Source organism: Streptomyces sp. NPDC048353 (assembly GCF_055587165.1).
The window spans coordinates 55,921-79,718 of sequence record NZ_JBVJGU010000011.1; the positions used below are offsets into that span (position 1 = coordinate 55,921).

The window sequence follows — 23,798 nt, forward strand, 5'->3', positions numbered from 1 at the left end:
CGCGGGGGGGGGGGGGCCCCCCACCGACGTCGAACGCCCCCCCCACAACCCAACAACCGGGGGGGTTGGGGGGGGGGGGGCGGCGCCCGGGAAGGGGGGGGGGGGGGGGGGGGGGGGCGCCCCCCCACCAGTCTACGTGTCCGCGAGGGTCCGGCACGCCCCGCATCGTGACACCTCGGAACGACACGCCTCGGACCCGGCCCCGCGCGGTGGGGCCGCGCGGGCGGGACCGTAAGCCGCTCCGCCCCCTCAGCTCTTCGCCGTCGGTTCCTTCGGGCGCTTCTCGACCGGGCCGCGGCGCACGGAGCCCGGCGCGTTCCAGTCCTGGCGCTTCCCGGCCCGCTTCTTCGCCGCCTCGGAGGACCGCAGCTGGTACGGCACCGAGGTGACCATCACGCCCGGCGTGAACAGCAGCCGCCCCTTGAGCCGCAGCGCGCTCTGGTTGTGCAGCAGGTGCTCGTACCAGTGGCCCACGACGTACTCGGGGATGTAGACCGAGACGGCGTCGCGCGGGCTCTCGCGGCGGATGCTCTTCACGTAGTCGATGACCGGCCGGGTGATCTCGCGGTACGGCGAGTCGAGGATCTTCAGCGGGACGTTGATGCCGCGCCGTTCCCACTCCTCCTTCAGTGCCTTCGTCTCCGCCGGGTCGACGTTGACGCTCAGCGCCTCCAGCTCGCTGGCGTGCAGCAGCTTGGCGTAGGCGAGCGCCCGCAGGGTCGGCTTGTGCAGCTTGGAGACCAGGACGACGGAACGGACCCGCGAGGGGCGTACGTACTCGTCGGGGCGCTCCTCGGCGGCCGCGATCTCCGCGGAGACGGAGTCGTAGTGCTTCCGGATCGCGGTCATCGTGCCGTAGAAGATCACCATGCCGAGCAGTGCGACCCAGGCGCCGTGGGTGAACTTGGTCGCCAGGACGACGACCAGGACCAGGCCGGTGAAGAAGGCGCCGAAGGCGTTGATCGCGCGCGAGCGGATCATGTGGCGGCGCTTCGCCTGGTCCTTCTCCGTCCTCAGGTGACGGTTCCAGTGCCGGACCATGCCGGTCTGGCTGAGGGTGAAGGAGACGAAGACGCCGACGATGTACAGCTGGATCAGCTTCGTCGAGTCGGCGCCGTACACCCACACGAGCAGCGCGGCCGCGCCGGCGAGGAGCACGATGCCGTTGGAGAACGCGAGGCGGTCGCCGCGGGTGTGCAGCTGGCGCGGCAGGTACCGGTCCTGGGCGAGGATCGAGCCGAGGAGCGGGAAGCCGTTGTACGCCGTGTTGGCGGCCAGGAAGAGGACGAGCGCCGTGGCCGCGGCGAGGACCACGAAGAGGAAGGTGCCGTCGCCGAAGACGGCCGCCGCGACCTGCGAGATGACCGGGTCCTGGACGTAGCTCTCGCCGACCGGGACGCCGTTGAGCAGCAGGTCGTGGGCGGGCTTCTCGGCCATCCGTACGTCGGTGGCCATGGCCAGGAAGATGATGCCGCAGAACATCGTGACGGCCAGGCCGCCCATGAGGGCGAGCGTGGTGGCGGCGTTCCGCGACTTCGGCTTGCGGAAGGCCGGGACGCCGTTGGAGATCGCCTCGACGCCGGTGAGGGCGGCACAGCCGGAGGAGAAGGCGCGCAGCAGCAGGAAGACCAGCGCGAAGCCGGCCAGGCCCTGGTGCTCGGGCTTGATCTCGAAGTCGGCGGTGGGGGCCTTCATCGTGTCGCCGAGGACGATGCCGCGGTAGGCGCCCCACGCGATCATGAGGAAGACGCCGGTGACGAAGACGTACGTCGGGATGGCGAAGAGGCTGCCCGACTCCCTCACCCCGCGCAGGTTCATCACGGTCAGCAGCACGATGACGGCGACCGCGCAGAGGACCTTGTGCTCGACGACGAACGGAATGGCCGAGCCGAGGTTCTCGATGCCGGAGGAGATGGAGACGGCGACGGTCAGGACGTAGTCGACGAGCAGGGCGCTGGCGACGGTGAGTCCGGCCTTCGGGCCGAGGTTGGTGTTGGCGACCTCGTAGTCACCGCCGCCGCTGGGGTACGCGTGCACGTTCTGGCGGTAGGAGGCGACGACCGTGAACATCAGGACGACGACCGCCAGGGCGATCCACGGGCTGAAGTGGTAGGCCGACAGACCGGCGATGGACAGGACCAGCAACACCTCGCCCGGTGCGTACGCCACCGAGGACAGAGGGTCGGAGGCGAAGACGGGGAGTGCGATGCGCTTCGGGAGGAGGGTCTCCCCGAGCCTGTCGCTGCGCAGGGCCCGCCCGATCAGGATCCGTTTGGGCACGTCGGTCAGTTTGGACACGGAGAGGATCGTAAGCGTTCGAAAAGCGCCATGCCCACCGGCACCCCCGATCCCCACGGAATCTCCGTGCGTACCACCTCGGATGAGGTCCCGGCCAGTGTTGCCGCATAAGCTCGGGTCGGACAGCACGGCAGGGCGCTGTCCGCCACGGCCCGGGCCAAGTCGGGTGAGGAAAGTTGTGAGCAGGGTGTTTTCGCAGGTCAGCAAGGCGATCAGGAGTGCGGGGTAAGGGGACGTGCACATCGTCATCATGGGCTGCGGGCGAGTGGGAGCCGCTCTCGCGCAGACCCTGGAGCAGCAGGGCCACACCGTCGCCGTCGTGGATCAGGACCCGACGGCTTTTCGCCGTCTCGGGTCCGCCTTCGGCGGTCGTCGGGTCACGGGCGTCGGGTTCGACCAGGACACACTGCGCGAGGCCGGCATCGAGGAGGCCGGGGCCTTCGCCGCGGTGAGCAGTGGTGACAACTCCAACATCATCGCCGCGCGGGTCGCGCGCGAGATGTTCGGCATCGAGAACGTGGCGGCCAGGATCTACGACCCCCGGCGCGCCGAGGTCTATCAGCGCCTGGGGATCCCCACGGTCGCGACGGTCCGCTGGACCGCCGACCAGATGCTGCGGCGGCTGCTGCCGTCCGGCGCGGAGCCGCTGTGGAGCGATCCGAGCGGTGGGGTGCAGCTCGCGGAGGTGCACACCTCGTCCGCGTGGATCGGCCACAAGGTGAGCAGGCTGCAGGACGAGACGGGGGTGCGCGTCGCGTTCCTCACCCGGCTGGGCGAGGCGATTCTCCCGACGTCGCAGACGGTGCTGCAGGAGGGCGACCTCGTGCACGTGATGATGCGTACGGACGAGATCGCGAAGGTCGAGGCGGCCTTCGCCGAGGGGCCTGAGGAGGGCGGTCACTGATGCGTGTCGCTATTGCGGGCGCGGGTGCGGTGGGCCGTTCCATCGCGGGCGAGCTGCTGGAGAACGGGCACGAGGTGCTGCTCGTCGACAAGGCGCCGACCGCCATCTCGGTGGAGCGGGTGCCGCAGGCGGAGTGGCTGCTCGCCGACGCGTGCGAGATCACGTCGCTGGACGAGGCGGCGCTGCAGCGCTGCAACGTGGTCATCGCGGCGACCGGTGACGACAAGGTGAACCTCGTCGTGTCGCTGCTCGCGAAGACCGAGTACGGCGTGCCGCGCGTGGTCGCCCGGGTGAACAACCCGAAGAACGAGTGGCTCTTCAACGAGTCCTGGGGCGTGGACGTCGCCGTGTCGACGCCGCGTCTGATGTCGGCCCTGGTGGAGGAGGCGGTGAGTGTCGGCGATCTGGTCCGGCTGTTGCGCTTCAGCCACGGCGACGCCAACCTGGTGGAGCTGACGCTGCCGCCGGAGTCGGCGATCGCGGGGACGTCGGTGGGCGACGTGGCTTGGCCGCAGGACACCTCTCTGGTCACGATCATCCGCGGTTCGCGCGTGCTCACGCCGAGCCCGGAGGAGACCCTGGAGGCGGGCGACGAGCTCCTCTTCGTGGCCGCTCAGGCCCGCGAGGAGCAGCTGGAGGACCTGCTGTCGGTCCGCCGCGGCGCCGAGGACACGCCGACCGACTGAGCACGGCGTACGCCCCCGGCACGGCGCGTGCGACGGGGAGTGTGCGACACGGTGGTACGAGAAGGGCCCGGGCCTCTGATGAGGTCCGGGCCCTTCTCGTGACGCGGGGGCGGGCGCCGCACGGGCCGGGAGCCGTACAGGTCCCGTGCGGGCGCTCCTGAGGCGGGCACTCCGGTTCGCGCTGTGGCGTGCGCCGACCCCCCTGTTACGCCTCCGGCTGCTGTGCCGCTGCCGCCTTGCGGGCCTTCTCGGCCTCCTCCTCCGCCTCCATCTCGGCGAAGACGTCGATCGGCGGCGGGGCCTTCGCGAGGAAGACCCACGTCAGATAGACGGCGAGCAGGAACGGCGGGATCTTGAGCGCCACCAGGACCCACCCGAACTGGGTCGTGTCGGCCCACCAGTACAGCGGGAAGAGGATGGCGCACTTGGCCAGCAGGATCAGGCCCCAGGCCCAGCTGGCCTTGGCGTACGCCTTCTTGCGTCCGGGGTTCCGGGTCCGCCAGGAGAGGTTCTCCTTGAACACCGGGCCGAGGATCAGGCCGATGAGGGGCACGCCCGCCAGCGTGGTGACGATGTAGGCGAGGGCGAGACCCAGGGTGTACAGCATGCCCGGGAGGTAGAAGTCCTTGGCGTTGCCGGTCATCATCGCGAAGACGACACCGATGGCGACGCCGAAGACGCCGCTGAAGGCGTGCTTCATCGTGTCCCGGCGGACCAGGCGGACGACCAGGAGGAGCACGGCGACCCCGAGCGCGGCGATGGCCGAGCTGTGCAGGTCCTTGTTGATCGTGAAGATCGTGACGAAGAGGAGTCCGGGCAGGACCGTCTCGACCATGCCTCGTACGCCGCCGAAGGCCTCGAACAGCGCGGCTTCGTTGACCTCGCGCGAGACCCGGGCCTGGGAGGCGGGCGCCTCGGGGGCCCGGGCGTCGTCGGAGGCCCGGGCGTCCTGATCCTGCGTCGGCTTGTCGAAGGACGTCACCGGCTACTCCTGTCCGAGCGGTCGGAGCTCGTATTTGGGGTTGAAGAGGACCCGCCGGCCGTGGCTCATGGAGATCCGGCCGGAGGCGATCAGCTTGCGGCCCGGCTCGATGCCCACGATGGACCGCCGGCCCAGCCACACCACGTCCAGCGGGGCCGTGCCGTCGAACAGCTCGGCCTCCAGGGCCGGCACACCGGCCCGCGGTCGCAGGGTGACCGTGCGCAACGTACCAGTCACCTTGACTATCTGGCGGTCGGAGCAGTCGCAGATGCGCGTGCACCCCGAAGCCGCGGTGTCCCCCTGGAGCTCTTCGGACTCCAGCTCCTCCTGCGAGGTGGACAGCCGGTCGAGCATCCTGCGGAAGCGCCCGGCCGGCTTCTCTGTTCGCGGTGCAGCACTCATACAGAAAGCGTACCGGCCCCCACGGACACGGGCCCCGGCCCTCCGTACGGCGGCCGACCGCGGCCGGATCAGTGCTCGAAGCGGTATCCCATGCCCGGTTCGGTGACGAAGTGCCGGGGGTGCGAGGGGTCCGCCTCCAGCTTGCGCCGCAGCTGGGCCATGTAGACCCGCAGATAGTTGGTCTCGGTGCCGTACGACGGCCCCCAGACCTCCTGGAGGAGCTGCTTCTGGCTGACCAGGCGGCCGCTGTTGCGGACCAGCACCTCCAGGAGGTGCCACTCGGTGGGGGTGAGGCGGACGTCCTTGCCGTCCCGGTGGACCTTCTTCGCGGCCAGGTCGACCGTGAAGCCGGCGGTCTCGACGACCACGGCCCCGTCCTCGGCGCCGCCGACCGGCTCGGCCCGGCGGACCGCGGCGCGCAGCCGGGCCAGCAGCTCGTCCATCCCGAAGGGCTTGGTCACGTAGTCGTCGGCGCCCGCGTCGAGCGCCTCGACCTTCTCGTCGGAGGTCTGGCGCGCCGAGAGGACGAGGATCGGCACGCGGGTCCAGCCGCGCAGTCCTCTGATGACCTCGACGCCGTCGATGTCGGGCAGCCCGAGGTCGAGGACGACCACGTCGGGATGGCGTTCGGCGGCGAGCCGGAGGGCGGTGGCTCCGTCGGGCGCGGCGTCCACCTCGTACTTCCGTGCCCGGAGGTTGATCACCAGCGCGCGGACGATCTGCGGCTCGTCGTCGACGACGAGGACCCGGGTCATCGAAGGGTTCCTTCTCTCTTCTGCGGCGGGGGCGTACGGGAAGCCGGCCCCTCGGGGTCGGGTCAGGAGGTGAGGCGGGCGGGGAGCCCGGCGGTCGGCGGCGGCTCCTCGGCCCTCCGTACGGCCTTGAGCGTGAGCGTCATGGTGAGGCCGCCGCCGGGGGTGTCCTCGGCGGTGAGCGTGCCGCCCATGGCCTCCACGAAGCCGCGGGCCACCGCGAGACCCAGGCCGACCCCGGAACCGCGCGGGGCGTCGCCGAAGCGCTGGAACGGTTCGAAGATGCCGTCCTTGCTCTCGTCCGGCACCCCGGGTCCGCGGTCGGCGACCCTGAGCTCCACCCGGTCGGCCAGCGCGCTGGCGGCGACGGTCACCGGCACGTCGGGCGGGCTGTACTTCACCGCGTTCTCGACGATGTTGGCCACCGCCCGCTCCAGGAGCCCCGTGTCGACGTCGACCATCGGCAGGCTCTCCGGGATGTCGAGCTCGGCGCTGCCGTCGGGGACGCCGCCGAGGGCCATCGGCACGACCTCGTCCAGGTCGACGGCCCGGATCAGCGGGGTGACGGTCCCGGTCTGGAGCCGCGACATGTCGAGGAGGTTGCCCACGAGGTGGTCGAGGCGGTCGGACCCCTCCTCGATGCCGGCGAGCAGCTCCGCCCGGTCCTCCTCCGACCAGTCGACGTCGTCGGAGCGCAGGGAGGAGACCGCCGCCTTGATCCCGGCGAGGGGGGTGCGCAGGTCATGGCTGACCGCGGCGAGGAGCGAGGTGCGGATCTTGTTGCCCTCGGCCAGCTTGCGGGCCTCCTCGGCCTCTCCGACGAGCCGCCGGCGGTCCAGTACCACCGCCGCCTGCGCGGCGAACGCGCCGAGCACGCGCCGGTCCTCGGCGGGCAGGGCCCGGCCGTTCAGGGCGAGTGCGAGGTGTTCGCCGACGGGCATGTCCACATCGGCCTCCTCGGGGCGGGCGGCGGGCGCCGCGCCCACGCTGCCCGCGCGCCGCCACGGCTCGACGTCGCTGTCCCGTTCCAGCAGGGCCACGGACTCCATGGAGAAGGTCTCCCTGACCCGCTCCAGCAGGGCGTCCAGGCTCGACTCCCCGCGCAGCACGCCCCCGGCGAGGTAGGACAGCACCTCGGACTCGGCGCGCAGCCTGGCGGCCTGGTGGGTGCGCCGGGCGGCCAGGTCGACCACCGACGCGACCGCCATGGCGACTCCGAAGAAGACGGCGATGGCGACGATGTTCTTGGGGTCGGCGATGGTCACCCGGTGCAGGGGCGGGGTGAAGAACCAGTTCAGCAGGAAGGAGCCGGCCGCCGCCGAGGCCAGGGAGGGGAGGAGTCCGCCGAGCAGGGCGGAGGCGACCGTGAGCGCGAGGAAGAGCAGCATGTCGTTGGCGAGACCGAGGTCGGCGTCGACATGGGTGAGGAGCAGGGCGAGCAGCACCGGCCCGGCGAGGCCCACCACCCAGCCCCAGATGATGCGGGAGCGGCCGAGGCGGGCACCGCGGGCGACCGGAAGTCCGCGGCCCTTGGCGACGGACTCGTGGGTGACGATGTGGACGTCCAGGTCCGGCCCGGACTCGCGGGCGACGGTCTGGCCGACGCCGGGGCCGAAGACGTACTGCCACGTCTTGCGCCTGCTGGAGCCGAGGACGATCTGGGTGGCGTTGACGCCCCGGGCGAATTCGAGGAGGGCGGAGGGGATGTCGTCGCCTATGACGTGGTGGAACGTTCCGCCGAGATCCTCGACCAGGGTGCGCTGGAGCGCCAGCTCCTTCGGCGAGGCGGCGGTGAGTCCGTCGCCGCGGGCGATGTAGACGGCGAGCACCTCCCCGCCGGCGCCCTTCTCGGCGAGCCGGGTGGCGCGCCGGATGAGGGTGCGGCCCTCGGGGCCGCCGGTGAGGCCGACGACGATCCGTTCACGGGCCTGCCAGGTCGAGCGGATGTTGTGCTCGCCCCGGTACTGCCGGAGGTACTCGTCGACCCGGTCGGCCGTCCACAGCAGGGCCAGCTCGCGCAGCGCGGTGAGGTTGCCGGGGCGGAAGTAGTGGGAGAGGGAGGCGTCGATCTTGTCGGGTGTGTAGATGTTGCCGTGGGCCATGCGCCGGCGCAGCGCCTCCGGCGACATGTCGACCAGTTCGATCTGGTCGGCGCGGCGGACCACCTCGTCGGGGACGGTCTCCCGCTGGCGGACCCCGGTGATCGACTCGACGACGTCGCCGAGCGACTCCAGATGCTGGATGTTGACGGTCGATATGACGTCGATCCCGGCGGCGAGCAGCTCCTCGACGTCCTGCCAGCGCTTGCCGTTGCGGGAGCCGGGGACGTTGGTGTGGGCAAGCTCGTCGACGAGGACGACGGCCGGTCTCCTGGCCAGGACCGCGTCGACGTCCATCTCGGTGAAGGTGGTGTCCCGGTAGGCGAGGGAGCGGCGCGGGACGTGCTCCAGGCCGTGCAGCATCACTTCGGTACGCGGGCGGTCGTGGTGCTCGACGAACGCGACGACGCAGTCCGTGCCACGCTCGACGCGCCGGTGCGCCTCGGACAGCATCGCGTACGTCTTGCCGACGCCCGGTGCCGCACCGAGGTAGATCCGTAGCCTGCCGCGTCCCGCCATGGCTCGACCATACGTCCAGCGAAACGGGCATACCGTACGGGTCCCGGGGCCTCCGGGCCGTATTGACGGGACTTTGATGCGGCCGCCCGGGGGCCACGAGCAGCCCGCCCGGACGGGACGGGCGGCTCCCCCTGGGATCCGCGGATGCCCGCGCGCCCCCGTGCCCCCGTGCCCCCGTACGTCTAGTGCTCGATGATCTCGCCGTCGTTCAGCTCCAGGACCCGGTCCGCCAGGCCCAGCAGCTGGGCGTCGTGGGTGGCCACCAGCGCGGTGACCCCCTCGCTCCGTACCACCGCCCGCAGCAGCTCCATCACCGCGAGGCCCGTCTCCGCGTCGAGCTGGCCGGTCGGCTCGTCGGCGATCAGCAGGGCCGGCCGGTTGGCGAGGGCGCGGGCGATCGCCACGCGCTGCTGCTGGCCGCCGGAGAGTTCGCCGGGGCGCTGGGCGGCGTGGTCCGCGAGGCCGACGAGGGCGAGGAGGAGGGCGACCCGCTCCTCGCGCTCCCGGGGGTCGGCCTTCCGCAGCCGCATCGGTACGCCGACGTTCTCGGCGGCGGTCAGAATCGGGATGAGCCCGAAGGACTGGAAGATGAAGCCGATACGGTCCCGGCGCAGCTCCAGGAGCCCGTTCTCGCCGAGGTCGGCCAGGTCCGTCCCGCCGACCGTGATCCGCCCGCCGTCGGGGGTGTCCAGGCCGCCGACCAGGTTGAGCAGCGTGGTCTTGCCGGAGCCCGAGCGGCCCTTGAGGGCGACGAGTTCGCCGCGCGGGATGTCGAAGGAGACCCCGCGCAGGGCGTGGACGGCCGCCTCGCCCGTACCGTACGAGCGGTGCAGGTCCTCGACCCGGACCATGGGGCCGCCGGTCGGGTCCTCGGCCACCGCCGTGCCGGACCGCGCGCTGCCGCTCCTGCTCTCGCTCATCCCTGGGACCCCCCGTCGTCGCACGTCCGTGCCGGACGTCTGCGCCCGCCAGTATGGGCCGCGCCACGCCCGGCGGGCCAGGGTTCACCGCCATCGGCGGATCTTCGTTCGAGGCGGCGGCTGCGTACGCGCACAGTGCGACGCCCCGCCGAGGCGCGTGTACGCGAACGGCCGGTGGCCCGGGCCGTACGCGAGGTACGGAGCGGGGCCACCGGCCGTCGTCCCGGCCCGGTCCTTCGGATCGGGCCGCGGGGTGGGTCGGCGTCGTGCCGTCGGCGGTCGGCCGGCGGCACGTGGTGTCAGCGGACCTCGGTGATCTCCGGTCCGCGCTGGAGCTGGCCCATGCCTCCGGAGAAGCGCGAGCCTTCCTGGTCGTCCGTCTGAACGCCCTCGGGCACCATCTGGGCGTCGTTCGGCAGCTTCAGCACGATCGGGTCGCGCGGAGCCATCGGGCCCTCGCCGCGGACGACGACGGTGTCCCGGACGATCTGCTCCAGGAGGCCGGCCGCCTCGGGCTGCACCGCGCCCTGGCCGGAGATGACTCCGCGGAGGAACCAGCGGGGGCCGTCGACGCCCACGAAGCGCACCAGCTGCACACCGCCGGTGCCGTCCGGCAGCTGCACCGGAACCTGGGCCCGCAGCTCCCAGCCGAGGGGGCCCTCGACCTCGTCGATGACACCGCCCTGCTGGGTGATGCCGGAGGCGATCTCCTCGCGGACCTCGCCCCAGATGCCTTCCTTCTTCGGCGCGGCGAACGCCTGCAGCTGCACGGCGCTGTCACGCAGGACGACGGTGGCGGCGACGATCGCGTCTCCGGCCACCTCCACACGCAGCTCCATGCCCTCGACTCCGGGCACGAAGATGCCGCCGAGGTCGACCCGGCCGTCCTCCGGCTTGGAGACCTCGGAGATGTCCCACGGCCCGTCGGGCCGGGGAGCCGGCGGAAGATTCATCCGACGCGACCGTCCGGCCGCGTCCGTGCCGTCACGGGTTTCGACCTCGTCGACGACCTGCTCGGCCTCGCCCGCTGCGTCCTCAGCGGCACCGCTCTTCTTGCGACGTCCGAACACGTCACTGTCCTTCCCGGTCGGATACGACCGAAGCGTATCGATTCCCACCCGTTGTGCCGTCCACGGCGGCATGACCGCCGGTGGACCCGAAGCCCCCCTCGGCCCGCGCGGAGCCGGGAAGCTCCGCGACCTCGTGGAAGCGCACCTTCTCGACCTGCTGGACGACAAGTTGGGCAATCCGGTCGAACCGCTCGAACCGCACGCTCTCACGCGGGTCCAGATTGACCACGATCACCTTGATCTCTCCACGGTACCCGGCATCCACCGTCCCCGGGGCATTCACCAGCGCGATACCCAGCCGTGCGGCCAGTCCGGAGCGCGGGTGCACGAAGGCGGCGTAGCCGTCGGGGAGGGCGATGGAGATCCCGGTGGGGAGCACGGTCCGCTCCCCGGGGGGCAGGACGGCCTCCTCCGTGGTCACCAGGTCCACCCCGGCGTCGCCGGGGTGGCCGTAGGCGGGGATCGGTACGTCCGGGTCCACGCGCCGGACGAGTACGTCGACAGGGTTACGCATCAGGGGTTCACCTCGAAGGCGCGGGCGCGCCGGACCTGGTCGGGGTCGGACATGGCCGCCTGGATCTCCTCCGGGCGTCCGTTGTCGATGAAGTGGTCGACCTTGACCTCGATGAAGAGGGCGTCGGCGCGGACCGCGACGGGGCCGCCGGGCCCGCCGATCCGGCCGGTGGCGGTCGAGTAGATCTTGCGCCCGTGCACGGCGGTGACCTCGGCCTCCAGGTGCAGCACCGTGCCGACCGGGACGGGCCGCGCGAAGTCGGTCTCCAGCCGGCCGGTGACGGCGATGACCCGGAGCAGCCAGTTCAGGGAGCCCAGGGTCTCGTCGAGCGCGGTGGCGAGGACGCCGCCGTGCGCGAGGCCGGGGGCGCCCTGGTGGTCGGGGGTCACGGTGAATTCCGCGGTGACGGTCACGCCCTCGCCGGCGCGGGCCGCGAGGTGGAGTCCGTGGGGCTGCCCGCCGCCGCACCCGAAGCAGTGCTCATAGTGCGCGCCGAGCAGCTCGCCGGGGGCGGGCGCGTCGGGGTGGCGTACCGGCGGTATGGCGTCGGCCGGCGGGGTGAGGGCGGCAGATGTTGCAGTCACAGGCGCAGACCTTACCCGCGCGGATGGGGGCGGGTCGCGCCGTGCCAAGCTAGGAGGTATGCAGCCTTCCGCACCGTCCTCCGCGCCGGGTTCCGCACCGTCCCCCTCGCCGTCCGCCGCCCCGGGTTTCGACGAGCGTCTGACCGCCCCCGCTTCCTGGTGGGTGATCGTGGCTCTGCTGGGGCTGTCGGGTGGTCTGGTGATGTTCCCGCTGGGCACGGTTCCGACGCTGGGCGGGCTGATCGGGGCGGCCGCGCTGGCGGCCGTGGCCGTCTCCTCGTACGGCTCGGCCCGCATCCGGGTCGTCGCGGGGTCGCTGGTCGCGGGCGACGCGCGGATCCCGGTGTCGGCGCTGGGCACGCCCGAGGCGCTGGACGCCGAGGAGGCGCGCGCGTGGCGGACGTACAAGTCCGATCCGCGCGCCTTCATGCTGCTGCGGAGCTACATCCCGACGGCGGTCCGGATCGAGATCACGGACCCGGCGGACCCGACGCCGTACGCCTATCTGTCCACCCGTGACCCGGAGGGCCTGATCGCGGCCCTGGAGGCCGTACGCGACGGGGGCACGCGGACGCGGGGCGCGGAGGAGCCGGCCGAGGACGCGGTCGCGACGGCCGAGGACGCCTAGACCGGGCGGGCCCTCTTCGCGAGGACGCCTGGATCGGTCGGGGCCTTCTCCGAGGGGCGCCGGACGCGGCGCCCTAGAACTCGATCTCCGTGGAGGGGTTCTCGGGCTGCTCCAGCGGCGGCAGCCCGCCCAGGGCGTCCCAGGGCACCTGGCGGTGCCGCAGGTCCTTGCGGACGTGCTCGGCGAGCTTCTTGGTGTCGCGCCGGTTCATCACGGCTCCGACGGCGGCGCCGACCATGAACGGCGTCAGGTTCGGCAGGTTGCGCACCATGCGCTTCATGATCTGCTGGCGCAGTTCGCGCTTGAGCTGACCGCCGAGCGCGGCGTTGACGGTGGTGGGCTTGGTGGGGTCGATGCCCCGCTCCTCCGCCCAGGAGGTCAGATAGGCCGCCGACCGCTGGGTGAGCGTGCCGGACGGTCGCACGCCGTAGACCTCGTGCAGCTCGGCGATGAGCTTCAGCTCGATCGCCGCGACTCCGGTGATCTCCGCGGCCAGCTCGGCCGGCATCGCGGGGGGTACGGGGAGCATGGCGGCGGCGCCGATGCTCGCGCCGACGGTCGAGCTGGCGTTGGCCGCTCCCGCGACGAGCTTGTCGGCGATCTGTTCGGGGCCCAGCCCCGGGAAGTGGCGGCGCAGGGTCGCCAGGTCCCGCACGGGGACGCGCGGGGCGATGTCGATGATCCGGTCGGCGATATAGCCGATTCCGGCCTTGGCGCTCTCGCCGCCGCGCTTCACGCCGCGTTTGACGGCGTCGATCCGCGCGCGGTCGAGTTTGACGCGCTCCAGCTGTACGCGCGCCGGATTGGCGACGCGCCTGACGGCGTCGAGACGCCTGTGGCGGGGCTCCTCCCGCTCCACCGGCACGGGAGCAGCTTCGAGCGAGGCCGAGGGGCCCCGCTCGTCGTCACGTGCGCCGAGGGAGGGCAGGAGGGCGGTGGGCTCGGCGTCGGGCGTGTGCTGGGCACCCTCGGCCCGGGCGGGGCCGCCCTGATCCGCCTCCGGCTTCCCATGAAGCCGGAAGCGTCGCTTCCGGGACGGTGTATCGCCTGCCACGGTCGGCCTGCCTCAGTCGCAGTCGCGGCAGATCGGCTGGCCGTTCTTCTCCCGAGCCAGCTGGCTGCGGTGGTGCACGAGGAAGCAGCTCATGCAGGTGAACTCGTCGGCCTGCTTGGGCAGGACCCGGACGGCGAGCTCTTCGTTCGAGAGGTCGGCGCCGGGCAGCTCCAGGCCTTCGGCGGCCTCGAACTCGTCGACGTCGACCGTCGAGGTCGACTTGTCGTTCCGGCGGGCCTTCAGTTCCTCAAGGCTGTCCGAATCGACGTCGTCGTCGGTCTTGCGTGGGGTGTCGTAATCCGTTGCCATGTCGCTCTCCCCCTCTGGGTGGTTGCGGTGTCTCCAGCGCACGTAACGCGTGAGAGGCCGGACTTGTGCCCGACCCGAGGCGGAGATTTTGCCTCACATCAAGGTCTGTTACTCAATCGACACCCAACCCGCCCTCTCACGAGTGATCGGCTTTGGGTGGCGAACGGGACCGTACACGGTCCACCTGCCGTCCTTCACGGGCGCCACCCCGTGTACTTCCCGTCATCAAGGGGCCCGGAAACCCGGACTTTTCCCGGTTTTCCGCGGGAATTCCCGATCACGGAGAGTGGAAAGACGGCTGTACGTACCTGTGATCGATCACACAGGGGCGTCTCACGGCCGGCCTCCGAAAATTCCGCGCACAGCGAACGGAAGCGGCAGGTACACGAAGTGTGTCAGATCGGGAGAGTGACGCGCATCACGAGACCACCGCCTTCACGAGGCTCCGCGATGATACGGCCGCCGTGGGCGCGCGCCACCGACCGGGCGATCGACAGGCCGAGCCCGACTCCCTTGTCGCTCCCCGTCCGCTCCTGGCGCAGGCGCCGGAAGGGCTCGAAGAGGTTGTCGATCTCGTACGCGGGAACGACGGGACCCGTGTTCGAGACCACGAGGACCGCCAGGCCGTGCTGGGTCTCGGTGGTGACCTCCACCCAGCCGTCCTCCGGCACGTTGTAGCGCACGGCGTTCTGGACCAGGTTCAGCGCGATCCGTTCGAGCAGGACGCCGTTGCCGTGGACGATGGCCGGCGCCCGCTCGCCACGGAACTCCACGCCCTTGGCCTCGGCCTCCGCGTGCACCTGGTCCATGGCCCGGGAGGCGACCTCGGCCAGGTCGACGGGCTTGCGCTCGATGATCTGGTTGTCGCTGCGGGCGAGCAGCAGCAGGCCCTCGACCAGCTGCTCGCTGCGTTCGTTGGTGGCGAGCAGGGTCTTGCCGAGCTGCTGGAGCTCGACCGGAGCGCCGGGGTCCGAGAGGTGGACCTCCAGGAGCGTGCGGTTGATCGCCAGCGGGGTGCGCAGCTCGTGCGAGGCGTTCGCCACGAACCGCTGCTGGGCGCTGAAGGCGCGCTCCAGGCGCTCCAGCATCTCGTCGAAGGTGTCGGCCAGCTCCTTGAGCTCGTCGTCGGGGCCGTCCAGCTCGATCCGGCGGGCCAGGTCCGACCCGGCCACCTGGCGGGCGGTCCGGGTGATCCGGCCGAGCGGGGACAGGACGCGTCCCGCCATGGCGTAACCGAAGGCGAAGGCGATGATGCTCAGGCCGAGGAGAGCGAAGAGCGAGCGGCGCAGGAGGTCGTCCAGGGCGTGCTGGCGCTGTTCGTTGACGCAGGTGTTCATGGCCGCGTTGAACTCGGTGGCCGGGGCGTCGTTGGGGAAGTTGCAGACCTCGCTGGTGACCTTGCCCTGCACGATCTTGAACGGCAGCTCGCTGCCGATGTGCAGCGCCTGCGCGGCGAGGAGGTAGATGATCGACAGCAGCAGGATGCCGGCGATCAGGAACATCCCGCCGTACAGCAGCGTGAGCCTTATCCGGATCGTCGGGCGCAGCAGGGGCCTGACGGGGTCCCGGGGGTCCCAGGTCGGCTTCGGGGGCGCCTGTGGCGGCGCCGGGGTCGCGGCCACCGGCTCAGATCCGGTAGCCGGAGCCGGGGACGGTGACGATGACCGGGGGTTCGCCGAGCTTGCGGCGCAGCGTCATCACCGTGACCCGTACGACGTTCGTGAACGGGTCGGTGTTCTCGTCCCAGGCCTTCTCCAGGAGCTGCTCGGCCGAGACGACCGCTCCCTCGCTGCGCATGAGGACCTCCAGGACGGCGAACTCCTTCGGCGCGAGCTGGACCTCCTTGCCGTCGCGGAAGACCTCGCGGCGGTTGGGGTCGAGCTTGATGCCGGCCCGCTCCAGGACGGGCGGGAGCGGGACGGTCGTACGCCGGCCGAGGGCGCGGACCCGCGCGGTCAGCTCGGTGAAGGCGAAGGGCTTCGGGAGGTAGTCGTCGGCGCCCAGCTCCAGGCCCTCGACCCGGTCGCTGACGTCGCCGGAGGCGGTGAGCATCAGGACGCGGGTGGGCATGCCGAGCTCGACGATCTTCCGGCAGACGTCGTCCCCGTGGACGAGCGGGAGGTCGCGGTCGAGGACGACGACGTCGTAGTCGTTCACCCCGATGCGCTCCAGGGCGGCGGCGCCGTCGTACACGACGTCGACGGCCATGGCCTCCCGGCGCAGTCCGGTGGCCACCGCATCGGCGAGCAGCTGCTCGTCCTCGACGACGAGTACGCGCACGTCGCAATTCCTTCCTGCCGGCCCTGGCGCGCATGGCGGACAGAGCGGTTCCTGAGCGTGGACTGTGGGTGTCCATCCTGCCCCGGACGCGCGTAAACCGGCTGTAAGGCGGGGTACAACCGGGTTCCGCACGGGCTCCGGCCGGGGGCGGGAGGTCGCGCGGGACAGAGGGCGGGAGGGGCCGGGGGCCCTGCGCGAGGGGGCGGGAGAGGGCCGGGGGCCCGGCCGGAGGGGCACCGAGAATTCACCTGACTCACCGGCCAGTTGAGGTTTCCGTGAGGAACGGCTTGGGGAGGACGTCTGCACACCCCGCGATCACGCCCTGTATGTGGCACGCCACAGGCCGCTCTGTCCCCCAGAGGTGGCAGCGTGTGATCCACCCACCCTCGGCACACCCCCGTGCCACCGACCCATGACGAGGGGGCGCACCATGGACGCTTTCACCGCAGGACTGCTGCAGCGCATCAGGAGCGCGCAGACCGACCTCACACGGGCTCGCGAGACGGGCGACGACTTCCTCGCGGACGTCGAGCAGGCTGAGCTCGAAGACCTGCACCGTCTGGCCGCCGAACACGGCGTGGAGGTCGGCGCCGCCAGCGTCTGATCTCGGACATGGCCTGACCTCGGTATGTGCGTGGGCCCCGGTGTCGATGACACCGGGGCCCACGCACATACAGTGCCTAGTCGTGCCAGGCGCCGAACTCCTCCAGGAGCCGCTGGAGGGGCTCGAAGACGCCGGGCGTCCCCGCCAGTGCCAGGGCGCCCGAGGCGGGCTCTCCGGGGCGTCCACCGGTCACCGCGCCCGCTTCCCGTGCGATGAGCTCCCCCGCTGCCAGGTCCCACGGGTTCAGACCGCGCTCGAAGTACGCGTCGAGGCGGCCCGCGGCCACGTCGCAGAGGTCGATCGCGGCGGAGCCGCCGCGCCGGATGTCGCGCACGCGCGGGATGAGGCGCTGGGCGACGTCCGCCTGGTGCGAGCGGACGGCGTGGACGTAGGCGAAGCCGGTGGAGACCAGGGCCTGCTCCAGCGGCGCCGGGGGCCGGCAGGAGAGCCGGCGCTCGCCGATGTCCGGGCCCTCGACGTACGCCCCGCCGCCGAGGACCGCGCGGTACGTCTCCCGGCGCATCGGGGCCGCCACCACGCCGACGACGGTCTCGCCGTCCCGTTCGGCGGCGATCGAGACGGACCAGGTCGGCAGGCCGTAGAGATAGTTCACCGTCCCGTCGAGCGGGTCGATCACCCAGCGGACGCCGCTGGAGCCCGGGCTGGCGGCGCCCTCCTCGCCGAGGAAGCCGTCGCCCGGCCGGTGCTCGGCGAGGAAGCCGGTGATCAGCTTCTCGGCGGCGATGTCCATCTCGGTGACGACGTCGATGGGGCTGGACTTGGTCTTGGCGACGGCCAGGTCGTCCGGGCGGCCGTCGCGCAGCAGCGCGCCCGCCCGGCGCGCGGCCTCCAGGGCGAGGTCGAGCAGCTCCGGCAGCAGGGGGTCGGTCTCGGTCACAAGCACTCCTCAGGCGTACGGACTGTCGGCACCGGCGGCCGCCGGCCGCTCCGCCCGCGCGGGGCAGCAGCCGATCGGGCAGAGGTCGTGGGACGGGCCGAGGGCCCCCAGGGCGCAGCGCTCGGCCCGGACGCCGCGCTCGCGCGCCGCGCGCTCCAGGACGAGGTCGCGGACGGCCGCCGCGAACCGCGGGTCCGCCCCGACGGTCGCCGCGCGCCGCACCGGGAGACCCAGCTCGGCGGCCTTGGCGGTGGCCTCGGTGTCGAGGTCGTACAGCACCTCCATGTGGTCCGAGACGAAGCCGATCGGGACCATGACGGCGGCCGGGGCGCCGGAGCCGTGCAGCGTCTCCAGGTGGTCGCAGATGTCGGGCTCCAGCCACGGGATGTGGGGGGCGCCGCTGCGGGACTGGTAGACGAGCTGCCAGGGGTGCGCGACGCCGGTCTCCGCTCGGACGGCGTCGACGATCACCCGGGCCACCTCCAGGTGCTGCCGCACATAGGCGCCGCCCTCGCCGTGCTCCCCGGCGGGGCCGGAGGTGTCCGCGGCCGACTCGGGGATGGAGTGCGTGGTGAAGGCGAGGTGCGCGCCGGCGCGCACGGACTCGTCCAGCTCGGCGAGCGAGGCGAGCACGCCGTCGATCATGGGACGGATGAACCCGGGGTGGTTGCAGTAGTGCCGGAGCTTGTCGACGCGGGGCAGCGGCAGCCCCTCCGCCTCCAGCGTGGCGAGCGCGTCGGCGAGGTTCTCGCGGTACTGGCGGCAGCCGGAGTACGAGGCGTACGCGCTGGTGGCGAGGACGGCGATGTGGCGCCGCCCGTCGGTCACCATCTCCCGCAGGGTGTCGGTGAGGTACGGCGCCCAGTTCCGGTTTCCCCAGTAGACCGGCAGGTCGAGGCCGGACGTCCCGAAGTCGGTCCGCAGCGCGTCGAGCAGGGCGCGGTTCTGGTCGTTGATCGGGCTGACGCCGCCGAAGAGGAAGTAGTGCTGCCCCACCTCCCTGAGCCGCTCCTTGGGGATGCCTCGGCCGCGGGTCACGTTCTCCAGGAAGGGGACCACGTCGTCCGGGCCCTCGGGGCCGCCGAAGGAGAGCAGCAGAAGGGCGTCGTACGGGGCGGGATCGTGCTGATCGGACATGGCACCGATCCTCCCACCCGCCTGTGACAGCCGGTGGTGCGGCCCGTCCGAAAAAGCGGCTGCCGCATCCAGTTCAACACCGTAGGCTTTAGCTATTAATTACACGTGTCCCACGACGGCACGTGCCGAGCGGATGCCGGAGATCCCCTTGCCCAGTCCCTATCGCGCGATCTTCGCCGCACCCGGCACGAAGGCGTTCTCGGTCGCCGGTTTCCTCGGCCGGATGCCGCTGTCGATGATGGGCATCGGCGTCGTCACGATGATCTCCCAGGTCACCGGGAGGTACGGTCTGGCCGGCGCGCTCTCGGCGACCCTGGCGATGTCCGCCGCCGTGATGGGCCCCCAGGTCTCGCGGCTGGTCGACCGCCACGGGCAGCGGCGGGTGCTGCGGCCGGCGACCCTGCTCTCGCTCGCGGCCTGCGCCGGGCTGCTGATCTGCGTCCAGCAGAAGGCGCCCGACTGGACCCTGTTCGTGTTCACGGCGCTGGTGGGGTGCGTGCCCAGCGTCGGCGCCATGACCCGGGCCCGCTGGGCCGAGATCTACCGCGGCTCGGCACGGGAGCTGCACACGGCCTACTCCTGGGAGTCGATCGTCGACGAGGTGTGCTTCATCTTCGGCCCGATCGTCTCCATCGGCCTGTCGACCGTCTGGTTCCCCGAGGCCGGCCCGCTGTTCGCCGCCGTCTTCCTCGCCGTCGGCGTCTTCTGGCTGACCGCGCAGCACGCCACCGAGCCCCGGCCGCACCCGCACGGGGAGCACAGCGGCGGCTCGGCCCTGCGCTCCCCCGGCCTGCAGGTCCTCGCGCTGGCCTTCGTCGCCACCGGAGCGATCTTCGGTTCGGTCGACGTCGTGACCGTGGCCTTCGCCGAGGAGGAGGGGCACAAGGCCGCCGCCAGCCTCGTCCTGGCCGTATACGCCCTCGGCTCCTGTCTGGCGGGCGCCGTCTTCGGGCTGCTCCACCTCAAGGGCGAGCCGTCCCGCAGATGGCTGCTGGGCGTCTGCGCGATGGCCGTGAGTATGATCCCCCTCCTACTGGCCGGGAACCTGCCGTTGCTGGCCGTGGCGCTCTTTGTCGCGGGCCTGTCCATCGCACCGACGATGGTGACCACCATGGCCCTCGTCGAAGCGCACGTACCGCGCACCAAACTGACCGAGGGCATGACCTGGACAGGGACCGGGCTCGCGATCGGCGTGGCGCTCGGCTCCTCGGCCGCAGGCTGGGTGGTCGACGCGTCGGGGGCGGAGGCGGCGTACGTCGTGCCGGTGGTCTCGGGCGCGGTCGCGGTCGTGGTGGGTCTCCTGGGGTACCGCCGGCTGCGCAGGCCGGTGCCGACTGGGGAGGGGCAGCGTGAGCGGGACGATGAGGGCGAGCACCAGGACGGCGGGCACCGGGACGGCGAGCGGACCGTGGCGTAACTGGGCGGGGAACGTCAGCTCCCGCCCGGCGCGGGAGGTGAGCCCCGCCTCGGCCGAGGAGCTCGCCGACGCCGTCCGGAAGGCGGCCGCCGACGGGCTGCGGGTGAAGACGGTCGGCACCGGCCACTCCTTCACCTCGATCGCCGCCACCGACGGCCTGCTGGTGCGGCCCCATCTCCTGGCGGGCATCCGGCGGATCGACCGCGAGGCGATGACCGTCACCGTGGAGTCGGGCACTCCGCTCAAGCGGCTCAACGTGGCGCTGGCCCGGGAGGGCCTGTCGCTCGCGAACATGGGCGACATCATGGAGCAGACGGTCGCCGGGGCGACCTCCACGGGCACGCACGGCACCGGCCGCGACTCGGCCTCGATCGCCGCGCAGATCCGGGAGCTCGAGCTGGTCACCGCCGACGGGCGGCTGATGACCTGTTCCGAGAAGGAGAACCCCGAGGTCTTCGCCGCCGCGCGGCTCGGGCTCGGTGCGCTCGGCGTGATCACGGCCCTCACCTTCGCGGTGGAGCCGGTCTTCCTGCTCGCCGCGCGCGAGGAGCCCATGACCTTCGACCGGGTCACCTCGGAGTTCGACGCGCTGCACGCGGAGAACGAGCACTTCGAGTTCTACTGGTTCCCGCACACCGACAACTGCAACACCAAGCGCAACAACCGCAGCGCGGGCCCCGCCGCGCCGCCCGGGAAGGTCGCCGGCTGGATCGAGGACGAGCTGCTCTCCAACGGCGTCTTCCAGCTGGCATGCTCGCTGGGCCGCGCGGTGCCGCCGGCCATCCCGACGCTCGCCAAGGTCTCCAGCCGCGCGCTGTCGGCCCGTACGTACACCGACATCCCGTACAAGGTCTTCACCTCCCCGCGCCGGGTGCGCTTCCTGGAGATGGAGTACGCCCTGCCGCGCGAGGCGGGCGTCGCCGCGCTGCGCGAGCTGAAGGCGATGGTCGAACGCTCGCCGCTGAAGGTGAGCTTCCCGGTGGAGGTACGGACGGCTCCGGCCGACGACCTGACGCTCTCCACGGCCTCGGGCCGGGAGACGGTCTACATCGCGGCCCACGTCTACAAGGGAACGCCCCACCGCGGGTACTTCACCGCGGTGGAGCGCATCATGACGGCGCACGGCGGCCGGCCGCACTGGGGCAAGCTGCACACCCGAGACGCCGCCTACCTCGCCGAGGTCTACCCGCGCTTCGGCGAGTTCACGGCGCTGCGCGACCGGCTGGACCCGGACCGGCTCTTCGCCAACGACTACCTCCGGCGCGTCCTGGGCGACTGACGGTCACTCGGCCGGCGGGGCCCCCTGGGCGGGAGCGTCGCCGGACGGGCTTACCGTCGGGGTCGGCGTGGGCGTCGCCGTGGACGGCGTGGGGGTGGGCGCCGGGTCGCCGCCGCCCGCGGGGTCCGAGGGGGTCGGGTCCGGGTCGGGGGTCTCCGGGGTGGTCCGCCCGGCGTCCGGGGAGGGGCTGCTCCCTCCCTGGTCCCCGCCCTTCTCGGGGTCCTGGCCCGGGTCCTGCTCCGGGCTCCCCTTCCGGGCCGGTCCCTCCTCGCCCCCGGGCCGGGGGGTGGCCGGATCCTCGGTGGAGGGCGCGTCAGGGCCGGCGTCGCCACCTCGGACCACGGAGCCGAAGGTGGTCCGGCCCTGGGTACCGCTGAAGTCCTGATCGGAGATCAGTTCGTAGGCGGTGATGCCGCCCATCGAGACGAGGAAGACGAGGGCGGCGGCCACGGCGGAGCGTTTCCAGCCACGGACGCGGGTGCCGTGCGTGGTCGCCGCCCCGAACTCCTCCCCGGACTCCCGGTCGGCCGCGCTTGCGGAATCCGCACCTGACGCCCCGCCGGAGCGCCCGCCGCCCCGCGTGGGAGAGGCGCCGTCGTGGAGCGGCAACGGCGGCGACCCGGACGTGGGCGCGGCGACGGTGACCGGGATCTCGGCGCGTTCGCCATGGACGGTCGCCACACGTATCTGCTCGCCGGTGCGCTTGAAGAGGTGCTGGAAGAGGGAACCGCCGCAGGTCGCGATGACGCTGATCACGCCGGCGCCCAGGATCGTGCCGTACACGCCGAGGGTGGAGGCGAGTTTGGCCGCCACCACGGCGGCGATCGCGCTGCCCGAGACCTGAGCCACGCTCAGGTCGAGCTTCTTCTTCTCCTGATCCATACCCGCCCTTGCCTGGTCGGCTTTCAACGATCCACCCAGAGAGGACAAATGGGCGAAGTGATTAGTTCCGTTTCTGGGTTTTCTGTGAAGAGCGCCACGTGTCGGCCGCGAGCGCGCAGACTCAACTCCCGTACCTCCTGAGAAGTTGAGCGGCGCGCCGGTCCACCCACATGGCCCGAATGGAGTACTGTGGCGAGCCCTGGGTCCGGGCTCCCACGTGGGTGCTCGGGTCAACGGGAGGGAGCCGACGGCGGCACTCGAACCGGCGGCGCCGTGGCACCGCACGGGCGCCCGATGCACAGAGTGACCGCATGTCACTCTGCGTTGTAAACGGGTAACCGTGCCATAACGGCGTTCCAGGGTCCATGCCCGACACGCCGGGCAACTCGGCAAGGTTGTGGCAGGCTGCACCCGGGCAGGCCACACTCGACTAGCGGAAGCAGCGACGCACGTGACGTCGGCAGGCACCACCCGGGAGGTCCCCATGCCCGAACTGCGTGTCGTGGCCGTCTCCAACGACGGCACACGACTGGTGCTGAAGGCTGCTGACAGCACGGAGTACACGCTTCCGATCGACGAGCGGCTGCGCGCCGCCGTGCGCAACGACCGCGCGCGACTCGGTCAGATCGAGATCGAGGTGGAGAGCCACCTCCGCCCCCGTGACATCCAGGCGCGGATACGTGCCGGTGCGTCGGCGGAGGAAGTCGCCCAGTTCGCCGGTATCCCCGTCGACCGCGTGCGGCGCTTCGAGGGCCCCGTGCTGGCGGAGCGCGCGTTCATGGCGGAGCGGGCCCGTAAGACGCCCGTACGCCGTCCCGGCGAGAACACCGGACCGCAGCTCGGCGAGGCGGTGCAGGAGCGGCTGCTGCTGCGCGGCGCCGAGAAGGACACCGTGCAGTGGGACTCCTGGCGCCGTGACGACGGCACCTGGGAGGTGCTGCTCGTCTACCGCGTGGCGGGCGAGGTGCACACCGCGAGCTGGACGTACGACCCGCCCAGGCGACTCGTCCAGGCCGTCGACGACGAGGCCCGCTCGCTCATCGGCGAGACGGACGACACGATCGCCGCCGCGCCGGAACCGAGCTTCCCGTTCGTACCGCGGATCGCCCGGCTGCCTCGCGACCGGCCGCTGGACCGCGCCCTGGACCGCCAGCTCGAACGGCCGGCCGCCGCGCTGCCGCCCGCCGAGCCGGAGGAGGAGCGCGACTCCCTGACCAGCCTCCTGGAGGCGGTGCCGAGCTTCCGCGGCGACATGATCGTGCCCGAACCCGCGGACACGGAGATCGCCGAGGAGCCCGACGCGGAGGAGCCCCCGGCCCCCGCCGCGTCCGCCGGCGCGGGCTCGGCCTACGCCGACGTGCTGATGCCCCGCGCCGTCTCCGGCCACCGCGACCGCCTGACCGGCACGACCGACCGCCAGGCCGAGGCGGACGGCGTCCGCCCGGGCCGCCGGGCGGCGGTCCCGAGCTGGGACGAGATCGTCTTCGGCACGCGAAGGAAGAAGCAGGACTGACCGGGGCTCCCGGTGGACGCGGCGCCCCGCACCGGCGCCGCCCCGGCCGCCCGCGCGGCCTCGGCTG

General features: G+C 72.0%; 23 protein-coding genes. 7 read left to right on the forward strand and 16 right to left on the reverse strand.

The genetic code is table 11. The features are described from left to right. Window positions 1–249: 249 nt before the first annotated feature. Entirely contained in the window at window positions 250–2,298 is a 2,049-nt protein-coding gene (locus ACZ6RC_RS30630) for an APC family permease (RefSeq protein WP_391141528.1), read from the reverse strand. Between the two features lie 235 nt (window positions 2,299–2,533). Between ACZ6RC_RS30630 and ACZ6RC_RS30635 the strand changes: the two genes are divergently transcribed. After that, a complete protein-coding gene (locus tag ACZ6RC_RS30635; RefSeq protein WP_453619263.1) occupies window positions 2,534–3,202 on the forward strand; it encodes a potassium channel family protein in 669 nt (222 codons plus the stop codon). Continuing rightward, window positions 3,202–3,888 (forward strand): potassium channel family protein, encoded by a 687-nt coding sequence (locus ACZ6RC_RS30640; protein ID WP_391141523.1) that lies wholly within the window; start codon window positions 3,202–3,204, stop codon window positions 3,886–3,888. Before ACZ6RC_RS30635 ends, ACZ6RC_RS30640 begins: the two co-directional genes overlap by 1 nt. A gap of 205 nt (window positions 3,889–4,093) precedes the next feature. Here the strand turns inward: ACZ6RC_RS30640 and ACZ6RC_RS30645 are convergent, their stop codons facing one another. The 8 genes from ACZ6RC_RS30645 to ACZ6RC_RS30680 form a co-directional block, all read right to left on the reverse strand. After that, window positions 4,094–4,870: a DUF3159 domain-containing protein gene (locus tag ACZ6RC_RS30645; RefSeq protein ID WP_469589371.1), complete on the reverse strand. Its 777-nt coding sequence runs from the start codon at window positions 4,868–4,870 to the stop codon at window positions 4,094–4,096. A gap of 3 nt (window positions 4,871–4,873) precedes the next feature. Next, complete coding sequence (locus ACZ6RC_RS30650) at window positions 4,874–5,272, reverse strand: OB-fold nucleic acid binding domain-containing protein (RefSeq protein WP_365713893.1); 399 nt, start codon at window positions 5,270–5,272, stop codon at window positions 4,874–4,876. 68 nt (window positions 5,273–5,340) lie between these two features. Then, complete coding sequence (locus ACZ6RC_RS30655; RefSeq protein WP_391141516.1) at window positions 5,341–6,027, reverse strand: response regulator; 687 nt, start codon at window positions 6,025–6,027, stop codon at window positions 5,341–5,343. Between the two features lie 62 nt (window positions 6,028–6,089). Beyond that, the gene (locus ACZ6RC_RS30660) at window positions 6,090–8,642 is read right to left on the reverse strand and encodes an ATP-binding protein (protein WP_469589376.1); all 2,553 of its coding nucleotides are present in this window, start codon (window positions 8,640–8,642) and stop codon (window positions 6,090–6,092) included. Between the two features lie 182 nt (window positions 8,643–8,824). Then, window positions 8,825–9,562 (reverse strand): ABC transporter ATP-binding protein, encoded by a 738-nt coding sequence (locus ACZ6RC_RS30665; protein WP_469589379.1) that lies wholly within the window; start codon window positions 9,560–9,562, stop codon window positions 8,825–8,827. A gap of 299 nt (window positions 9,563–9,861) precedes the next feature. Then, window positions 9,862–10,632: a DUF3710 domain-containing protein gene (locus tag ACZ6RC_RS30670; RefSeq protein WP_391141508.1), complete on the reverse strand. Its 771-nt coding sequence runs from the start codon at window positions 10,630–10,632 to the stop codon at window positions 9,862–9,864. A gap of 1 nt (window position 10,633) precedes the next feature. Then, window positions 10,634–11,146: a dUTP diphosphatase gene (gene dut / locus ACZ6RC_RS30675; RefSeq protein ID WP_391141505.1), complete on the reverse strand. Its 513-nt coding sequence runs from the start codon at window positions 11,144–11,146 to the stop codon at window positions 10,634–10,636. Continuing rightward, on the reverse strand, window positions 11,146–11,730 hold the full coding sequence (locus ACZ6RC_RS30680) for a PaaI family thioesterase (protein ID WP_391141502.1): 585 nt from the start codon (window positions 11,728–11,730) through the stop codon (window positions 11,146–11,148). Before ACZ6RC_RS30680 ends, dut begins: the two co-directional genes overlap by 1 nt. Before the next feature lie 58 nt (window positions 11,731–11,788). On the opposite strand from ACZ6RC_RS30680, the gene ACZ6RC_RS30685 reads away from it, so the two are divergent. Beyond that, the gene (locus tag ACZ6RC_RS30685; RefSeq protein WP_469589385.1) at window positions 11,789–12,358 is read left to right on the forward strand and encodes a DUF3093 domain-containing protein; all 570 of its coding nucleotides are present in this window, start codon (window positions 11,789–11,791) and stop codon (window positions 12,356–12,358) included. Window positions 12,359–12,431: 73 nt separating this feature from the next. On the opposite strand, the gene ACZ6RC_RS30690 is transcribed toward ACZ6RC_RS30685, so the two are convergent. The 4 genes from ACZ6RC_RS30690 to ACZ6RC_RS30705 form a co-directional block, all read right to left on the reverse strand. Next, entirely contained in the window at window positions 12,432–13,412 is a 981-nt protein-coding gene (locus ACZ6RC_RS30690; protein WP_469589387.1) for a hypothetical protein, read from the reverse strand. A gap of 12 nt (window positions 13,413–13,424) precedes the next feature. Beyond that, window positions 13,425–13,721 carry a DUF4193 domain-containing protein gene (locus ACZ6RC_RS30695; protein WP_003955561.1) on the reverse strand — a complete coding sequence of 99 codons (297 nt, stop codon included), beginning with the start codon at window positions 13,719–13,721 and terminating at the stop codon, window positions 13,425–13,427. A 395-nt stretch (window positions 13,722–14,116) separates the two neighbouring features. Next, window positions 14,117–15,343 carry a sensor histidine kinase gene (locus tag ACZ6RC_RS30700; protein ID WP_469589390.1) on the reverse strand — a complete coding sequence of 409 codons (1,227 nt, stop codon included), beginning with the start codon at window positions 15,341–15,343 and terminating at the stop codon, window positions 14,117–14,119. Window positions 15,344–15,347: 4 nt separating this feature from the next. Beyond that, the gene (locus ACZ6RC_RS30705; protein WP_132914883.1) at window positions 15,348–16,001 is read right to left on the reverse strand and encodes a response regulator transcription factor; all 654 of its coding nucleotides are present in this window, start codon (window positions 15,999–16,001) and stop codon (window positions 15,348–15,350) included. 430 nt (window positions 16,002–16,431) lie between these two features. Between ACZ6RC_RS30705 and ACZ6RC_RS30710 the strand changes: the two genes are divergently transcribed. Continuing rightward, window positions 16,432–16,605 carry a hypothetical protein gene (locus ACZ6RC_RS30710; RefSeq protein ID WP_469589394.1) on the forward strand — a complete coding sequence of 58 codons (174 nt, stop codon included), beginning with the start codon at window positions 16,432–16,434 and terminating at the stop codon, window positions 16,603–16,605. Between the two features lie 76 nt (window positions 16,606–16,681). On the opposite strand, the gene ACZ6RC_RS30715 is transcribed toward ACZ6RC_RS30710, so the two are convergent. Both ACZ6RC_RS30715 and ACZ6RC_RS30720 read right to left on the reverse strand, forming a co-directional pair. Beyond that, window positions 16,682–17,503, reverse strand: a complete 822-nt coding sequence (locus ACZ6RC_RS30715; protein ID WP_391141487.1) for an inositol monophosphatase family protein — start codon at window positions 17,501–17,503, stop codon at window positions 16,682–16,684. A 9-nt stretch (window positions 17,504–17,512) separates the two neighbouring features. Then, on the reverse strand, window positions 17,513–18,640 hold the full coding sequence (locus tag ACZ6RC_RS30720) for a ferrochelatase (protein WP_469589396.1): 1,128 nt from the start codon (window positions 18,638–18,640) through the stop codon (window positions 17,513–17,515). 148 nt (window positions 18,641–18,788) lie between these two features. On the opposite strand from ACZ6RC_RS30720, the gene ACZ6RC_RS30725 reads away from it, so the two are divergent. Both ACZ6RC_RS30725 and ACZ6RC_RS30730 read left to right on the forward strand, forming a co-directional pair. Further along, the gene (locus ACZ6RC_RS30725) at window positions 18,789–20,057 is read left to right on the forward strand and encodes an MFS transporter (RefSeq protein ID WP_391141482.1); all 1,269 of its coding nucleotides are present in this window, start codon (window positions 18,789–18,791) and stop codon (window positions 20,055–20,057) included. Continuing rightward, window positions 20,002–21,336 (forward strand): D-arabinono-1,4-lactone oxidase, encoded by a 1,335-nt coding sequence (locus ACZ6RC_RS30730; RefSeq protein WP_453619389.1) that lies wholly within the window; start codon window positions 20,002–20,004, stop codon window positions 21,334–21,336. Before ACZ6RC_RS30725 ends, ACZ6RC_RS30730 begins: the two co-directional genes overlap by 56 nt. A 3-nt stretch (window positions 21,337–21,339) precedes the next feature. Here the strand turns inward: ACZ6RC_RS30730 and ACZ6RC_RS30735 are convergent, their stop codons facing one another. Continuing rightward, window positions 21,340–22,218, reverse strand: coding sequence for a hypothetical protein (locus ACZ6RC_RS30735; RefSeq protein ID WP_469589400.1), 879 nt, complete (start codon window positions 22,216–22,218; stop codon window positions 21,340–21,342). A 451-nt stretch (window positions 22,219–22,669) separates the two neighbouring features. Between ACZ6RC_RS30735 and sepH the strand changes: the two genes are divergently transcribed. Beyond that, window positions 22,670–23,731, forward strand: a complete 1,062-nt coding sequence (gene sepH / locus ACZ6RC_RS30740) for a septation protein SepH (protein ID WP_391141477.1) — start codon at window positions 22,670–22,672, stop codon at window positions 23,729–23,731. Window positions 23,732–23,798: the final 67 nt, after the last annotated feature.

What these genes read in the sequence shown, in the direction of transcription:
- ACZ6RC_RS30640 (WP_391141523.1), top strand. Translation starts at nt 3,202, where the DNA reads ATGCGTGTCGCTATTGCGGGCGCGGGTGCGGTGGGCCGTTCCATCGCG.
- ACZ6RC_RS30650 (WP_365713893.1), bottom strand. Translation starts at nt 5,272, where the DNA reads ATGAGTGCTGCACCGCGAACAGAGAAGCCGGCCGGGCGCTTCCGCAGG.
- ACZ6RC_RS30655 (WP_391141516.1), bottom strand. Translation starts at nt 6,027, where the DNA reads ATGACCCGGGTCCTCGTCGTCGACGACGAGCCGCAGATCGTCCGCGCG.
- ACZ6RC_RS30660 (WP_469589376.1), bottom strand. Translation starts at nt 8,642, where the DNA reads ATGGCGGGACGCGGCAGGCTACGGATCTACCTCGGTGCGGCACCGGGC.
- ACZ6RC_RS30665 (WP_469589379.1), bottom strand. Translation starts at nt 9,562, where the DNA reads ATGAGCGAGAGCAGGAGCGGCAGCGCGCGGTCCGGCACGGCGGTGGCC.
- dut (WP_391141505.1), bottom strand. Translation starts at nt 11,146, where the DNA reads ATGCGTAACCCTGTCGACGTACTCGTCCGGCGCGTGGACCCGGACGTA.
- ACZ6RC_RS30685 (WP_469589385.1), top strand. Translation starts at nt 11,789, where the DNA reads ATGCAGCCTTCCGCACCGTCCTCCGCGCCGGGTTCCGCACCGTCCCCC.
- ACZ6RC_RS30695 (WP_003955561.1), bottom strand. Translation starts at nt 13,721, where the DNA reads ATGGCAACGGATTACGACACCCCACGCAAGACCGACGACGACGTCGAT.
- ACZ6RC_RS30710 (WP_469589394.1), top strand. Translation starts at nt 16,432, where the DNA reads ATGGACGCTTTCACCGCAGGACTGCTGCAGCGCATCAGGAGCGCGCAG.
- ACZ6RC_RS30720 (WP_469589396.1), bottom strand. Translation starts at nt 18,640, where the DNA reads ATGTCCGATCAGCACGATCCCGCCCCGTACGACGCCCTTCTGCTGCTC.
- ACZ6RC_RS30730 (WP_453619389.1), top strand. Translation starts at nt 20,002, where the DNA reads ATGAGGGCGAGCACCAGGACGGCGGGCACCGGGACGGCGAGCGGACCG.
- ACZ6RC_RS30735 (WP_469589400.1), bottom strand. Translation starts at nt 22,218, where the DNA reads ATGGATCAGGAGAAGAAGAAGCTCGACCTGAGCGTGGCTCAGGTCTCG.